This is a genomic window from Stackebrandtia albiflava (assembly GCF_007994225.1).
Classification (GTDB): domain Bacteria; phylum Actinomycetota; class Actinomycetes; order Mycobacteriales; family Micromonosporaceae; genus Stackebrandtia; species Stackebrandtia albiflava.
The window spans coordinates 1,224,233-1,239,460 of record NZ_VLLL01000006.1 but is presented as its reverse complement, the minus strand read 5'-3'; the positions used below and the strand labels follow the sequence as shown (position 1 = coordinate 1,239,460).

The 15,228-nt window shown below is 70.2% G+C and carries 15 protein-coding genes; 7 read left to right on the top strand and 8 right to left on the bottom strand.

The window, feature by feature from the left end; genetic code table 11:
• Window positions 1–95: 95 nt before the first annotated feature.
• The 5 genes from LX16_RS16635 to LX16_RS16615 form a co-directional block, all read right to left on the bottom strand.
• The gene (locus LX16_RS16635; RefSeq protein ID WP_147139878.1) at window positions 96–770 is read right to left on the bottom strand and encodes a potassium channel family protein; all 675 of its coding nucleotides are present in this window, start codon (window positions 768–770) and stop codon (window positions 96–98) included.
• Window positions 771–846: 76 nt separating this feature from the next.
• A complete protein-coding gene (locus tag LX16_RS16630; RefSeq protein ID WP_244615855.1) occupies window positions 847–2,178 on the bottom strand; it encodes a TrkH family potassium uptake protein in 1,332 nt (443 codons plus the stop codon).
• A 168-nt stretch (window positions 2,179–2,346) separates the two neighbouring features.
• Window positions 2,347–3,678 (bottom strand): serine hydrolase, encoded by a 1,332-nt coding sequence (locus tag LX16_RS16625; protein WP_147140838.1) that lies wholly within the window; start codon window positions 3,676–3,678, stop codon window positions 2,347–2,349.
• Window positions 3,679–3,794: 116 nt separating this feature from the next.
• Window positions 3,795–5,192: an amidase family protein gene (locus tag LX16_RS16620; protein WP_147139876.1), complete on the bottom strand. Its 1,398-nt coding sequence runs from the start codon at window positions 5,190–5,192 to the stop codon at window positions 3,795–3,797.
• A 4-nt stretch (window positions 5,193–5,196) separates the two neighbouring features.
• Window positions 5,197–6,348, bottom strand: a complete 1,152-nt coding sequence (locus LX16_RS16615; RefSeq protein WP_147139875.1) for a cystathionine gamma-synthase — start codon at window positions 6,346–6,348, stop codon at window positions 5,197–5,199.
• A gap of 189 nt (window positions 6,349–6,537) precedes the next feature.
• Here LX16_RS16615 and LX16_RS16610 point away from each other — a divergent pair, with 189 nt between their 5' ends.
• The 4 genes from LX16_RS16610 (at window position 6,538) to LX16_RS16595 (ending at window position 8,552) form a co-directional block, all read left to right on the top strand.
• The gene (locus LX16_RS16610) at window positions 6,538–6,879 is read left to right on the top strand and encodes a hypothetical protein (RefSeq protein WP_147139873.1); all 342 of its coding nucleotides are present in this window, start codon (window positions 6,538–6,540) and stop codon (window positions 6,877–6,879) included.
• A 185-nt stretch (window positions 6,880–7,064) separates the two neighbouring features.
• Window positions 7,065–7,682 carry a peptide-methionine (S)-S-oxide reductase MsrA gene (gene msrA, locus LX16_RS16605; RefSeq protein WP_147139871.1) on the top strand — a complete coding sequence of 206 codons (618 nt, stop codon included), beginning with the start codon at window positions 7,065–7,067 and terminating at the stop codon, window positions 7,680–7,682.
• Between the two features lie 253 nt (window positions 7,683–7,935).
• Window positions 7,936–8,142: a type II toxin-antitoxin system VapB family antitoxin gene (locus LX16_RS16600; protein WP_147139868.1), complete on the top strand. Its 207-nt coding sequence runs from the start codon at window positions 7,936–7,938 to the stop codon at window positions 8,140–8,142.
• On the top strand, window positions 8,139–8,552 hold the full coding sequence (locus LX16_RS16595; protein ID WP_211354536.1) for a PIN domain nuclease: 414 nt from the start codon (window positions 8,139–8,141) through the stop codon (window positions 8,550–8,552). Before LX16_RS16600 ends, LX16_RS16595 begins: the two co-directional genes overlap by 4 nt.
• Window positions 8,553–8,732: 180 nt before the next feature.
• Here LX16_RS16595 and LX16_RS16590 read toward each other — a convergent pair whose 3' ends face one another.
• Window positions 8,733–9,560 carry a TIGR02391 family protein gene (locus LX16_RS16590; RefSeq protein WP_147139864.1) on the bottom strand — a complete coding sequence of 276 codons (828 nt, stop codon included), beginning with the start codon at window positions 9,558–9,560 and terminating at the stop codon, window positions 8,733–8,735.
• A 107-nt stretch (window positions 9,561–9,667) separates the two neighbouring features.
• Window positions 9,668–10,042: a PH domain-containing protein gene (locus LX16_RS16585; RefSeq protein ID WP_147139862.1), complete on the bottom strand. Its 375-nt coding sequence runs from the start codon at window positions 10,040–10,042 to the stop codon at window positions 9,668–9,670.
• 189 nt (window positions 10,043–10,231) lie between these two features.
• Here LX16_RS16585 and LX16_RS27190 point away from each other — a divergent pair, with 189 nt between their 5' ends.
• The 3 genes from LX16_RS27190 to LX16_RS16575 all read left to right on the top strand — a co-directional run bounded on the left by LX16_RS27190 (window position 10,232) and on the right by LX16_RS16575 (window position 14,460).
• The gene (locus tag LX16_RS27190; protein WP_211354535.1) at window positions 10,232–10,342 is read left to right on the top strand and encodes a class III lanthipeptide; all 111 of its coding nucleotides are present in this window, start codon (window positions 10,232–10,234) and stop codon (window positions 10,340–10,342) included.
• Window positions 10,343–10,462: 120 nt separating this feature from the next.
• The gene (lanKC, locus tag LX16_RS16580; RefSeq protein WP_147139860.1) at window positions 10,463–13,228 is read left to right on the top strand and encodes a class III lanthionine synthetase LanKC; all 2,766 of its coding nucleotides are present in this window, start codon (window positions 10,463–10,465) and stop codon (window positions 13,226–13,228) included.
• Complete coding sequence (locus LX16_RS16575) at window positions 13,225–14,460, top strand: MFS transporter (protein WP_147139859.1); 1,236 nt, start codon at window positions 13,225–13,227, stop codon at window positions 14,458–14,460. The genes lanKC and LX16_RS16575 overlap by 4 nt, the downstream gene beginning before the upstream one ends.
• On the opposite strand, the gene LX16_RS16570 is transcribed toward LX16_RS16575, so the two are convergent.
• Entirely contained in the window at window positions 14,411–15,136 is a 726-nt protein-coding gene (locus LX16_RS16570) for a LuxR C-terminal-related transcriptional regulator (protein WP_147139857.1), read from the bottom strand. The genes LX16_RS16575 and LX16_RS16570 overlap by 50 nt on opposite strands.
• Window positions 15,137–15,228 lie beyond the last annotated feature (92 nt).

The window sequence follows — 15,228 nt, the reverse complement described above, 5'->3', positions numbered from 1 at the left end:
ACGGCTCGTCGAGACATCCTGACGTGTCGGGGTGGGTCTCGCCAAGCCCGGGTGTCATCTTTGTCGCTACGTGACCGCGCGTCAACCGTGCGCGATCACGTTATGGCGGCGAATGCCTCCACCTTCAGTGTCGGCCCGGATACGATCAGCAGATCCCCGGCCTCCACAAGGGTTTCCGGACGGGCGTAGGTGAAATCCTCCTCGGGCCGTTTGACGCCGACGACTGTAACGCCATAGCGGGTCCGTAGGCCAGCCTCCGCAAGGGTTTTTCCTATCGCCTCAACGGGTGCCCGGGTCTTGACGATGGCGAAACCGTCGTCGAACTCCATGAAGTCGATCATCTTGCCGGTGACCAGATGCGCCACCCGCTCCCCCATCGCCGCCTCCGGGTACACCACGTGGTGCGCGCCGACCCGGTGCAGGATGCGGCCGTGCTTGGAGGTGATCGCCTTGGCCCATATCTCGGGCACCCCCGCCTCCTCCACCGCCAGGACCGTCAGGACGCTGGCCTCGATGTCGGTGCCGATCGCGACCACGACCCGGTGGAACTCGCCGATGCCGAGCTGGTCCAGCACCGTGGTGTCGGTGGAGTCGGCCTGCACCACGTGGGTGAGGGTGTCGGCCCAACGCTGCACGACCTCGGCACGTTCGTCGATCGCCAGGACCTCGTGACCCAACCGCACCAGCGACTCGGCGACCGCGCCGCCGAACCGTCCCAGCCCGATCACCGCGACACTGTCGCTGGCGAACGAGCGCCTACGTCTGTTCACTGTCTCCACTCCAGTTCTCTAGGGCTCGGCCGACGCCACACGTCGCGGGGCGGCGGGAGATCGTGTTCTGCCGTGGTCACCCGACGATCGGCCGGTCCTCGGGGTAGGAGAACCGGCGGCGACGGCTGCGCAGCGCCAACGCCGTGCCGACCGCGACCGTGCCGACCCGGCCGGTGAACATCAGGACCACCAGCACGAGTTGGCTGACCGGCGGCAGATCCGGCGTGATGCCGGTGGACAACCCGACGGGACCGAACGCCGACACGGTCTCGAACATCACGTCGTTCATCGGGAACTCCGTGGTCAGTTCCAGGACCACCGTCCCGGAGGCGACCGCCGCCACGCCCAGCAGCGCGATCGTCAACGCCTGCCGCTGCACGGCGTGGGGGATGGTCCGGCCGAACACCGACACGTCGGGTTCCCCCCGGATCTCCGCCCAGATCACGAACGCCAACAGGATGAACGTGGTGACCTTGATGCCGCCCGCGGTACTGGCCGAGCCGCCGCCGATGAACATCAACGCCATCGTGATCATCTGGGTCTCGGGCTGGACCTCGCCCATCGGTATCGCGTTGTACCCGGCGCTGCGCGGCATGACGCTGGAGAAGAACGCGGCCGACAACTTGTCCCCGAAGCCCAGCGGCCCCATCGTGGCGGGGTTGTTCCACTCGAACACGAGGTAGGCGACGAAACCGAGCGGCAGCAGGATCGCCGTGCCCAGGATCGTGAGCTTGGTGTGGACCGACCAGCGCGACGGGTGCCGCATCCGCCGCGACAGTTCCAGGATCACCGGTGAACCGATGCCGCCGATGATGACGGCCAACGCGATGGGAAGCATCACGATCGGGTCGGTGACGAAGCCCTCCAGGCTGTCGGGGTACAACGCGAAACCGGCGTTGTTGAAGGCCGACACCGAGTGGAACACCCCGTGCCAGACCGCCTCCCCGAATTCGTAGTCGTAGGCGAACCGGAACCGTGCGAACAGGATGATCGCCAGGATCAACTCGACGCTGATCGACATGACCGCCACCCGGATCATGACCTGCCGGACGTCACCGAGGCCGAGCGTCTTGTTCTCGGCCTGCGCGACGAGCCGTTCCCGCAACCCCAGGCGGCCCGCCACGACCAGTCCCAGCAGCGACGCCATCGTCATGATGCCGAAGCCGCCGAGCTGGATCAGGCTTGCGATGACGCCCTCGCCGAACCAGGACCAGTAACCGGCGGTGTCGACCACCGCCAGGCCCGTGATGCACACGGCCGAGGTGGCGGTGAACAACGCGGTGACCACGGGCGCCTCGGCGTCGCCCTGCCGGGCTATCGGCAGCAGCAACAGGGCGGTACCCACCAGCACCGCCCCCAGGAACACCATGGGGACGACCCGTGCCGGGTGCCGCATCGATTGACCCACGGTTGCCGATTCTGCCTTATCCGAGCCGTGGTGACGGGGCGGCCGGGCACGTCACGCCCCGCGACACCACCCCCACATTCCGCGCCTCGGGTGGCCGCGGGCGCGTTTTCGCGCCCGTTCCGCACCGATGTGTCCGGTCGGGTGTGGGCCTCAGGGCGGGAATGGCGGTCAGTCGCCGAGCAGTGGTGTCTCCTGTCCCCGGGTCACCGGGTAGGTGGCCCACCGCATGGCCGTGACCCGGCCGTCGCCGTCCCGGAGGAGTTCCAGCGTCTCACCGGCCTCCCGGCCCGACACCGTGGTGAACCGGTCCTCTCCGACCCTGGCGAACACCGACGGGGGTGCGTGGCGCGGTGCCCCGTCGCCGCGCGCCTGGAGCGCACCGTCCCGCCAGCTGAACGTGAAACCGAAGCCCTCCGACCACCACCGGCCCAGCAGCGGCGCGACGTCGGCGGGCGGTGCCTCCCCCGGCGTCCACACCGGGATGTCGGCGGGGTCGTCCGTGGCGCTCAGCCGCAGCAGTTCGTGGACCAGTGTGTTGACCTCGACGCCGGTGCCGGAGGAACCGAGCACCGCCGCGCCGAAACCGGCGGGCTGGTCGGGTCCGGTGCGCCCGAACGCGGCGGCCAGGAAACCGAACATGGCCCCGTAGTGCCCGACGTGCACGACCCGCTCGGGTTGCGGTTCCAGCATCAGGCCGAGCCCGAAACCGCCGGCCCACACCGACTCGTCGCGGACGGTGTGCGGGTGCCGCGCCTCGGCCATCGTGTCCGCCGACAGGACCTCACCGGCCGGGTCGACGGCCGCCGGGTCGGCGAGGAAGGCCGCCCACCTGGCCACGTCGGAGGCGGTGCCCCACAATTGCGCGGCGGGGGCGATGCCTCCGCAGTCGGTCGCGGGTTCGGGCCTGGCGTGGTCGGAGTAGGCCGACACGAGGTAACCGGTCGCGGCGCGCGGACCCGGTTCGCACGACGTGCCGGACAGGCCCAGCGGGTCCAGCACGTACTCCCGGAGGACCTCGCCCCACTCGCCGCCGCGTTTGGCGGCGGCGAGGTGGCCCAGCAGCGCGAAGCCGAGGTTGGAGTAGTGAAAGCGCCGCTGTGGCGGAAGGACCCGCTCCGCCTTGGCGAGGTCGGCCAGCAGCCGTTCGGTGTCCGGTCCGGTGTGGAGGTCCCAGACGTCGCCGTGGGGTTCCCGTTGCAGACCGGAACGGTGCGCGAGCAGGTCCCGCACGGTGTGCTCGCCGTGGCGCGGCAGCGCCAGGTGCCTGCCGATCGGGTCGTCCAGTTCCAGGAGCCCGGCGTCGCGGCACTGCAGGACCAGCACGGCGGTGAAGGTCTTGGTGACCGACCCGTAGCGGAAACGGGTGTCGGCGTCCAGTTCCGGCCCGTCACCGGCGGTACCGACCTGGAACGTCCACAGCGGCCGGTCGGCGCGGTGTACCGCCACCGCGACCGCCGGGATACGTCCCTCGGCCTGTGCTCTGCGCACCGCGCGTTCCATCTTCGACTGCGCCACGACGTCCGCCTTCCTGAGTGACCCGCCGGCGGGTGTACCGGTGTCACCAAGGTAGCCACGTGACGGCCGACACGGCGGTGCGCCCGGACGGCGTGCGCGGGTCAGGCGACCCGTCCGGCGACCGGCGGGTAGCGGCGCGGTTTCATCCGCTCCACCACCTGCGCCGCCACGTCGAACAGCAGGGAGACGTGGCCGGGCCTGCCGACGAGTTGCACCACCGCGGGCAGGCCGTCGTCGCGGACACCGACCGGCACCACGACGGCGGGCAGGCCGATGAGGCCCCACGGCGCGGTGTACGCGGCGGTCCTGGCGCCGGAGCGCAGGTTGTCGCGGAATCCCCGCGCGGACCAGCCCGCCGCGGCCGGCGGCGGACCCGGCAGCGCCGGTGTCACCAGGACGTCGAAACCTCCGGACGCGAACCACTCCAGGGCGTGTTCGCGGGTGCGGACGCCGTCGCCCAGCAGCCCGCCGTACCAGTGGCCCTGGACCGACCGTTCACCGATGGCGGCGAGCCGCCGGGTGCGGCGCTGCAGGCGGTCCCGGTCGAACCGGCGGGCACGCAGGTGCGCCGCGGCGGCCCACGCCGAGAAGGAGGCGGTGGCCGCGCGCGGGCCGAGCCCCGGAGTCGCCCGGTGGGTGTCGTGCCCGGCGTCGGTGAGGGTGCGGACCACCTCCAGCAGCCGGGTGCGGGTCTCGTCGTCGGGTGTGGCGAGCGGCCCGCGGAGTCCGGGGACCGGCGGGATCAACGGCCGGTCGCTGGCGGCGATGCGCAGCCGGGGCGGGTCGCCGATCTCGGGCGCCGCCGAACGGGTCAATACCGCGTACGCCTCGGCGACGTCGGACACCGTGGTGGCCAACAGGCCCGGCGTCCCGGCCAGCCAACGGGTCACGTCGTCGTCGTGCAGGGTGGGGTCGTGTTCGGGGCTGAACCCGACCACGCCGCACGCCGCGGCGACGGTACGCACCCCGCCGGCCATGCCGGGACCGTCCTGGCCGATCGCCAGCGGTACCGCGCCGGAGGCGACCGCCAGACCGGCGCCTCCCGACGGCCCCCCGACGCCGCGGTCGGACCGCCACGGGTTGACCGGTACCACTCCGCCGTCGTCGGTGGTCGGCCACAGGCCGAGCTCGCTGCTGCGGGTGGTGCCGACGATGACGGCCCCGGCGCCCCGGAGCCTGCGTACCAGTTCCTCGTCGTCCGCGGCGACCGGCAGTGTCGTGGCGGCCGAACCCAGCCGGGCCCGGCCGCCGGTGACGGCGAACCGTTCGCACACCGCGACGGGCACGCCCGCGAGCGGGAGGCTCGCCAGGTCGGGCAGTTCGTCGACGATGGCCGCCTCCGCCAGGGCGGTCGCCTCCCGGGTCGCGCCGAACGCGGTCGCGTCGGCCGGGTCGGCGGTCAGGTCGGCGATGTGCTCGGCGACGACGGTGGTCGCCGTGGCGTCGCCGCGTCGCACCGCCCTGGCGATCTGGCGGGCGGTGGCGCCGGGCCAGCTCAACGTGTCACCCGCCGAAGGCCCGGGCGAGGTCGGCGATCAGGTCCTCGACGTCCTCGATGCCGACCGACAGCCTGACGAGGTCTCCGGGGACCTCCAGCGGCGAACCGGCCGCGGAGGCGTGGGTCATCCGGCCGGGGTGTTCGATGAGCGATTCCACGCCGCCCAGGGATTCGCCGAGTGTGAACAGTTCGGCGCGGTCGCACACCGCGACCGCCGCCTCCTCGCCGGCGCGCATCCGGAAGCTGACCATGCCGCCGAACCGGCGCATCTGCTTGGCGGCGACCTCGTGGCCGGAGTGGGTCTCCAGTCCCGGGTAGAGGATGTGTGAGATCTCGTCACGGCCGCCGAGCCATTCGACGATGCGTTCGGCGTTGTCGCAGTGGCGTTCCATGCGGACGGCGAGGGTCTTGGCGCCGCGCAGGGTCAGCCAGGCGTCGAAGGGGCCGCTGATGGCACCCATGGAGTTGGAGTGGAACGCGAGTTCATCGGCGAGCGAGTCGTCGTCGACGACGAGGGCACCACCGACCACATCGGAGTGACCGCCGAGGTACTTGGTGGTGGAGTGGACCACGACGTCGGCGCCCAGCACCAACGGCTGCTGGAGGTACGGGGAGGCGAAGGTGTTGTCCACCACCAGGAGTGCGCCGGCGTCGTGCGCCAACTGCGCCAGCGCCGCGATGTCGGCGATTCCCAGCAGAGGGTTGGTGGGGGTCTCGACCCAGACGATCCTGGTGCGGGGCGTGACGGCGGCGCGCACCGCCGCGACGTCGGAGATCTTCGCCGGGGTGTAGTCCAGTCCCCACCGGGACGCGACCTTGTCGAACAACCGGAAGGTGCCGCCGTAGGCGTCGTCGGGGATGACGACGTGGTCGCCGGGGGCGCACACGGCGCGCAACAGCGTGTCCTCGGCCGCGAGGCCGGAGGCGAACGCGAACCCGTGACGCCCCTCCTCAAGTGCGGCAAGGCATTCCTCCAACGCCCGACGGGTCGGGTTCTTGGTGCGCGAGTACTCGTAACCGCCCCGCATCCGTCCCACGCCGTCCTGGAGGTAGGTGGACGTCGCGTAGATCGGGGTGACCACGGCACCCGTGGTGGGGTCGGCGGGCTGCCCGGCGTGGATGGCCCGGGTCGAGAAGCCCTGGGAATCAGCTGTCATGCCCACTACGCTAACCGACACCACGTGCGGGGCCGGGCCGGTGGCACGCACCCGACGTGGCGTGTCGGTGACCGCTGGTGGACCGGTGGACGGTGGCACGAATCCGTGATTCAAGCGGCGTGGACGACCTCGTATCGTCGTATCCGTCAGAACGAGACAGACTTTCACCTCCGGGAAGAGGAATCCACAATGAGCGAATGGACCGAGGACTTCGACGGTGACGGCGACCTCGACACCGTCTACGGTTCCGACACCGACGGCGACGGCATGGAGGACAACTGGGTCGTGGACCTGGACTCCGACGGTGACGGCGACGCGGAGTTTATCGACGGCAACGGGGACGGCGTCGTCGAGGAGATGTACGTGGACACCGACGGCGACGGCACCGCCGACGTCCAGGCGTACGACGCCAACGGGGACGGCGTCACCGACACCTGGGAAGCCGATGTGGACTACGACGGCGTCATCGACACCACCGTCACCGACATGGACGGCGACGGCGTGGCGGACGACCCGTACGCGAATGCTTGATTCCGGGGTGAGCACCGCCACCGGGTCTGCCGCGACGGCCTGACCCGGTCGGCCGGGGCGACCTCGCCGGGAACGCTGGGCATCGTTCCCGGCAACGGGCGGACCTTCGGGTCCGCCCGTTCCCGTGCCCGCGGTCTCACGCGGACTCACTCGCCGGTGGCCGGGGTTCGCGTCATAATCGGGGCATGACCGTCACGACGCATCCGGTACTGGGAACCCCGCTGCACGGCCCGTGGCCGCAGGGCCTCGAACGGGCACTGTTCGGCATGGGGTGTTTCTGGGGCGCCGAACGGCTGTTCTGGCGGCTGCCGGGGGTGTACTCCACGGCCGCGGGTTACGCGGGCGGCACCGATCCCGCGCCCACCTACCGCCGGGTCTGCACCGGCACCACCGGCCACGCGGAGGTCGTCCAGGTCGTCTACGACCCGGCCGCGATCGGCTACGGGCAGCTGCTCAAGACGTTCTGGGAGAACCACGACCCGACGCAGGGCGACCGGCAGGGCAACGACGTCGGAAGCCAGTACCGCTCGATCATCCTGACCACCACCCCCGCGCAGCGGACCGAGGCGGTGGCCTCACGTGACGCCTTCGCGCCGGTGGTGGCGGCGGCCGGGTACGGGCCGATCACCACGCAGATCGTCGACGCGGGACCGTTCCACTACGCCGAGGACGAGCACCAGCAGTACCTGCACCACAACCCGGGCGGCTACTGCAACCACGGCCCCAACGGCCTCACCTGCCCCGTGGGGATCCTGCGGCAGGACGAACTCCCCGCCCAACGGGACATCGCCCCACCCCGCTGACCGCACCCCCGATTCCCGGCCGCCCCACACGACATCGCCTGCGGCCGAGGGCTACCGCTACGGATTTGCGAGTCTGCCGGCTCCCGTGCATCGCCGTCGGCCCCGGGGGGCATGGTGTCACCTCCCCGCCTTCGCGTTAGAGGCCCGCCGCATGTTCGACCACGCGGAAGACATACTCCTCCGCCGACTCCCGCCATACGGAATCGCAGATCCCGGAAATACTTGCGGGTAGTCGCACAAAGCGGAGGTTTTCATGGCCAAGACGACAGTCGATCTCGACCCGGGCAGACTCGCAAAGGTTCAGGAGATCCTCGGAACGTCGACCATCAAGGAGACGATCGACGTGGCTCTGCGGCGAGTCGTCGCCGAGTCCGCCCGCAAGGAGTTCGTGGAGATCGCCGCGAGCGGGGCGTTCTCTGAACTCACGGATCCTGAGGTAGAGCGAAAGATGTGGGCGTGACCCGGTACCTGGCCGACAAGAGCGCGTTGGCACGGCTACATCTGGAACCGGTCCGTGAACGGCTCGAACCATTGATCACCCGTGGCCTCGTATCGGTATGCGCGGCAACGGAATACGAACTGTTGTACTCGGCCAAGAACCTTCAGGACTACGACCGGATACGGGAGGTCCTCCTTCCCGCGTTCCCATGGGCGTCGATGGGAGACGATCCCTGGGAGGCGGCGCTCCGAATCCGACGCGGGCTGGCCGAGCACGGTCGGCATCGAGCAGCGTCAATGGTCGACCTACTGCTCTCCGTGGTGGCGATGCAGGAGGGACTCATCCTGCTGCACTACGACAAGGACTTCGACACCATCGCCGCGGTCACCGGCCAGAAGACCGAATGGGTGGTACCGCCGGGAACCGTGTGACCCGTGTCTGCGGTGTATCCGAAGGCCGGATCGGCCCGGTAACGGTATGTCTCCCGGCCGGTCGCCACTCCACGGATTTCCGGGAAGGCCACCATATGGGGTGAGCGACCGGAATGTCATTTCGCCAGGCCCCTACCAGGGCTTGGACGTCTGGTCGCTCACTCCGTGGACGTCTGGTCGCTATGAACCTGGTCGTTTGGTCGCCGGGAGGATGGACGCCTGGTCGCTGGACTCACGCACCAGCGTGACCCTGTGCACCTCGCACTCCTCGATCCAACGGGCGAGCACACTCAACATGGCCAGGTACTGACCGGCGGTCTCCTGGTCCCAGTCGAGATCGTGATCGTGAGCCGATACGTTGCGCAATCCCGCGAAGCTGGCCGCCACCAGGCTCCTGACTCCGGTCATCCGATTTCTCCAACTGACCGTTTGCGGATCACCGGGGAATCGAAGTCGCGGCGAACCCGCTTTCGGTTCGGTCTCCGCGAACGCCTCCTCCAACAGATTGCGGTCCGATTTGTCGAATCTGCGCAACTTCTCCTGGTCGTGAGCGTTTATGGAGCGGGCGGCGGCCAGCACCGCGTCTTGACCGTGTCCGTGAGCCAGAAGCCTCTCCGCCGGCTCCGACACCCACGGGTGGAGCCGGTCGTCATCGTCGTCCTCCTCGAGAACACCGGGAACCCGCGCGGCCGATACCGGCTTGGGCATCGACTCAGCCGGGCTGTCGGGCGGCTTCTCTCCCGCGACGATCGCCTTCGGTTCGCCACCGTCGACATCGCCCCCTCGTCCCCGCACGAAGGACGTGACTCTGCGGCACCCCACCACGATGAGCATCGTCGTTCCACCGAACAACAGTGCCGCGGCGGCTCCGTCCCAGAAGCCCGGAGCCGGGGAATCCTCGGTGGGTGGAGTGTTGGCCACCACGATGAAGACGAAGACCCCGACACCCATGGCGATCCAGAAGCCCGGTTTGCGCCTCGACACCCAACCGAGCAGCGATTTCCACATGCCTCGCTCCACTTCTCACCACCGGGGGGAGGAAGACCGGGCAGCATGCTTCCACTTCCACCGTAGCGCGAATGACGGCCGGGCCCGGGGCGGCGGTGGGGTGGGGGTCAGAGTGCGTAGTGGGCGATGAGTTGGGCCAGCGGGCGGATGTCGACCGCGCCCTTGAACTCGAACCTGACCTTGCCCAGGCCGCTGAAGTACAGCTCCAGTTCGGCGTCCATGTCGAAGTGCCCGGCGGTCTCCACGGAGAACGCCTGCACCTTGCGGTACGGCAGTGACGAGTAGTCGCGTTTCCTGCCGGTCATCCCCTGCACGTTGCAGGCGATGAGCCGCTTGTCGGTGAACACCACGAAGTCCCGCACCGACTTGAAGCACGCGACGATGCGCTCGTGCTCGATCAGCAGTGGCGCGACGGCGGGCGCCAGGTCCTTCGGGTTGGCGGCGGACAGCTTGAACAACGATCCGTTGGCGAAGTCGATCACCTCCACATCGTATGAGGCCCGCGCATCCTGCGGCCCGGGCGGGAAACCCGGGCCGCCGGGTTCACCGGCCCATGCGCCCGGGACACCGGGACGGCCAGTATCGGTTCCGGAACCGCCCGCAACGTCGGTTTACCGACCCGGTCCGGTCACACCGGACCGTCCGCCCACGAGCACCGAGAGGAGGACATCATGTCGAAGATCCTGAAGCTCCAGAAGCTGGCCTCGGCGACCACGCCCAGCGTCGTCGCCATCAGCTCCGGCTCCTGCGACTCCCACAGCTGCAACAGCGAGATCGAGTAGCCGTGTGCGCCGGCCTCCATCCGGGGGCCGGCGTCTCCCCTGCGGCATGTGGACGGTTCCGACCACTACAGCACGGCGACCGGTCGACGGCCGCCGACGGACACCGCGGAAAGGGCCGTCATGTACGCCTGGGAGACGTTCTACATCTACTGCCAGCAGCACCCCCGCTGGTTCGAGCCGTTGAACCGCTACACCCCGGAACCGGACCACATCCTGGTCTACCGGGAACTCATGCCGCCGGGAAGACCGCTGCGGCGGCAGGGCCTGTGGTTCGTGGCCGACTGGCCGGACGGCCCGAAGATGACCGCGCAGGGATGGAAGCTGCACGTCTCGACGCGGGCCGAGGAGAGTGTCGCCGTGCTGCGCGCGGCGCTGCCGGTGCTGCGGGACGCGGGCGTCCACTTCAAGTTCCTCATCGATCCCAAGTCGGTGATGATGTCGGGCGGCAAACTGTGGCCGCGCGGCTCCAGTGGCAAGTTCATCACCGTCTATCCCCGGGACGAGACGGTGTTCCACCGCGTGGCGTCCGGTCTGCGGGAGGCGCTGGCCGGGTTCGAGGGACCGTACATCCTCTCCGACCGCCGGGTGCCCGACTCCCGTTCGGTGTTCTACCGCTACGGCGGTTTCGTCGGCAAGCCGAGGGTCCGTGACGACGGCGCGGTCGACATGGTGATCACCGCGCCCGACGGGACTCTGCTGACCGACGTCCGGGCGCCCTACTGGACGGCTCCCGAGTGGATAGACGTCGATCCCTTCGGGTTGCCCGCCCACGACGACGAGGCCGCCGACGACACCGACGAGCCGTTGGGCGGCCGGTTCGAGGTGACCGAGGCCCTGCAGTTCTCCAACCGCGGCGGCGTGTACCGGGCGACCGACCTGCACACCGGCCGGCCGGTGATCCTGAAGGAGGTGCGACCGCACATCGGCTCGTACGCCGCGACCGGGAATCAGGACTATGTGGACATCCTCGCCAAGGAGCACCGGTTGTTGACGGCGCTGGCCGACTCGGGCCGGTTCGTCCGGCCGGTCGCGTTGTTCCGTGAGTGGGAGCACTCGTTCCTGGCGGAGGAGGCCGTCACCGGACCACAGATGAGCACACTGTCCATCAGCGACAATCCGGTGTACACACTGGAGTTGACGCCCGAGCGGATGGCCGGGTACTGGGGGCGGATGCGCGACCTGTTCGGTGAACTGGTCGCCGCCATCGGCGAGGCCCACCGCCGCGACGTCGTGCTGGGCGACCTGTCCTGGACGAACCTGCTCGTCGACGAGGACACCGGGCGGCTCGTCATCATCGACCTGGAGGCCGCGGTCGAGAAGGGCGTCGACCCGCCGCTCCAGATGTACACCAAGGGGGTGTCCAGCCCCCGGTTCATCCGCAGCGGCGTGGCGGCACCCGCCGACGACTACTACTCGGTGGGCGCCATGATGTTCGGCGCGATCGTGCTGGCCAACGGCTTCCTCGGTTACCGGCCGGACGCGATCGGGCGGTTCCTGGACTCGTTGTCGGCCGACCTGGGGTTGCCGGCGGAGTTGCGTTCCCTGGTCGCCGAACTGACCGACCACACCACCCCGGTCGATCCCGACGCCGGTGTGGTGGGGAAGCGGCTCGCGGAACTCCCGGTCGGCGCGGTGACGGCGTGGCCGGCGGTGATCCCGCTGTCGAGGCCCGCCCACGAGGTGATGGTCGGTGAACGGGCGGAACGGGTCCGCCGCGACACCGCCGAGGCGGTGTCCGGTGTCGTCGACTACCTGCGCGCCACGGCGACGCCCGAACGCACCGACCGGTTGTTCCCCGGCGACGTCGGCGTGTTCGAGACCAATCCGTTCAATGTGGCGCACGGCGCGGCGGGCGGCCTGCTCGCGTTGCACCGGGTCACCGGTGAGGTTCCCGGCAGGTTCCTGTCGTGGCTGGTCCGGCCCGAGATCGACGACCGCACCTGCCCACCGGGGCTCTACTTCGGTCAGGCGGGGATCGCCTGGGTGCTCGCGGAACTGGGGTACACCGAGTACGCGGGGCGGTTGCTGCGCCGGGCAGCCGACCACCCGTTGGCGCGGGAGGGACACGGTGTCCTGCACGGCGCGGCCGGGATCGGCATGGCGGCGTTGCGGCTGTGGCGGGCCACCACGGACCCGGAGTTCCTGGAGACGGCGGACGGCATCGCCGCGCACCTCGCCGACCGGGCGGTGATCGACGACCGTGGTGCCCACTGGTCCACCGTCGGACCGGACGGCGAACCGCACCTGCCGGTGGGCTACGGCCACGGTGGCAGCGGTGTGGCGTCCTTCCTGCTGTACCACCACCTCGCGACCGGCCGCGCCGACGTCCTCGACCTGGGACGGGCGGCGCTGGACTTCGAGTTGGCGCAGGCGGTGCGGCACAACGACTTCATGACCGCGTTCCGCGCCGACGCCGACCCCGACGGCGTGCCGACGGTCCGCAGCTACTGGGACGCCGGTACCGCCGGCGTCCTGGCGGCGGTGGCCCGGTACGCGGCGGTGTCCCCGGAGGACCGAGTCCTGGACGGGTGGATCGACCGGCTGCTGCCCGACGTGTCCCGCAAGTACGCGGTGATGCCGCAACTGTTCCACGGACTGGCGGGCATGGGCGACGTGTTGATCGACGTCGCGGAGCTGACCGGCCGCCCCGACGTCCTGGCCGAGGCGTGGCGCACCGCCGAGGGCGTGCTGCTGTTCCGCGTCGACGCACCCGAGGGCGTGGTCTTCCCCGGTGAGCAGGGGCTGCGGGAGTCCGCCGACTTCGCCACCGGATCCGCCGGTGTCGGCCTGTTCCTCGACCGGCTGCTCAAGACCGGCCCCGGCACCCGGACCGGGTTCAACCTCGTCCTCGACGACCTGCTTCCCGGATCGGGGGACGTGTCATGACGACGACGTCGGCGCGGACCGGTTCGCGGCTGGCGACGCTGGGCGGCAACCGGGACTTCCGGTCGCTGTGGCTGGGCCAGGCGGCGTCGGACTTCGGCGGGTCGCTCACGACCCTGGCGGTGCCGCTGTTGGCGGTGGCGTTGACCGGGTCGGAGGTGGTGGCCGGCCTGCTGGGATCGGTCGGGTTCGTCGCGATGTGGCTGGCCCAGTTGCCCGGCGGCTACCTGGCCGACATGTGCGACCGGCGGGCGGTGATGCTGTGGTGCGACGGGATCCGGGCGGTGCTGTTCGGCGCCGTCACGGTCTGTCTGCTGCTGGGTGCCGCCTCGGTGTGGATGCTGTTCGTGCTGACCGTCGTCAGTGGAGCCCTGATGGTGGTGTTCAACGCCTCGCACAGCCAGGCGGTGCGCCAGATCGTGCCGCGCGACCAGATCCCGGAGGCGGTCAGCCTCACCCAGGCACGCGGCTTCGCGGTCTCGGTGATCGGTCCCTCGGTGGGCGGTGTGCTGTACGCGGCCGGCCGGGTCGTGCCGTTCGCCGTCGACTCGCTGTCGTACCTGTTCTCGATGTGGTTCGTCGGGCGGCTGCGCACACCGCTGCGTCCGTCGAGGCGGCCCAGCGTGCGCCGGTTGCTGCCCGACGTGGGTGAGGGCTGGAGGGAACTGTGGCGCAACAGGTTCCTCCGCGCCAGGACGGTGTACTCGACGGTGACGAACGTGGCCGTGTCGGCGTTGATGTACACGTTGATCATCGGCAAGGCCGACGAGAGCGTCGTCCTCGGTGTCGCGATGAGCGCCGCCGCCGGCGCCGGTCTCATCGGTTCGCTGATCTCGCCGTACCTGCAACGCCGGATCGGCCTGCGGGCGCTGCTGGTCGCCACCGCGTTGGTGCGGGGCGGTTGCCTGGCCGCCGCGGCGGTCTCGGGCAGTGAACTCCTGTTCGCGGCGACCTTGGCGGTGGTGATGCTGCTCGGTCCGGTGGTGCGGGCGGCCCTGGCGGCGGCGACGCTGCTGCTGGTGCCGGGTGACGTGCTGGGCAGGGCGTCCAGTTCCTCGGCGTTCGTCGGCAGCGCGCTGCAACCGCTGGCGCCGCTGCTGGCCGGCTTCCTGCTGGCGGCGTACGCCCCGACGGTCGTGCAGTGGATCCTGGCGGTGGGTTTCGGCGTCGTGGCGTTGTGCGCGCTCATGCTGCCCGGTTTGGATGTGCGACCGGCCACATCCGGGGAGGACTGAGCTCGTCGCGGGCGGGTACACCGATGCCCTGCTGGTGTGCCCGCACGATCGCCTGCGCCCGGTCGGCGACCTGGAGCTTGCCGAGGATGTTGGACACGTGGTTGCGGACGGTCTTGGCGGCCACCCGCAGCCTGCGCGCGATGTCGCGGTTGTCGAGACCGACGGCGAGTAGTTCCAGGACCTCGTGTTCCCGTTCGGTGAGCAGCGGGAACACGACCGGCCGCGCCGCCGCGAGCAGGCCGGCCGAGATGACCGCCATCGCGCCGGAGCAGAACACCGTGGAGCCGCACGCGGTGGAACGGACCGCCGACAGGATCTCCGCCGGTTCGGCGTTCTTGAGGAGGTACCCGTCCGCGCCGTGCCGGATGGCGGTCATGAGGACGCCGGGATCGGCGTGCGCCGACATCAGCAGGATCCGGACCCCGGCGGGGCGGTTCCGGCAGGTACGCAACATGTCCAGCGCGGGGCCGCCGGGGCGGTCGTAGTCGGCGACGACCGCGTCGGGGCGGTGCGTGGCCAGTAGCGCGGCCAGTTCCGCCGTGGTGGTGCTGGTGGCGGTGACCGACACCGCGTCGTCGTGCCGCAGGAGCCAGTCGAGCCCGGCGACGAACACCGGGTGGCCGTGTAGGACCACGCGGCGCGCGTGCGGCACGCCGTCACAGGCGAGGTCGGCCATGTCGTTACCCCTTACGTCTCGGACATCCCGCACGGGTCCGTCCGAGGACGGGGCACTGTCGTACCGTCACGGACTCCGTGCGCACGGCGATG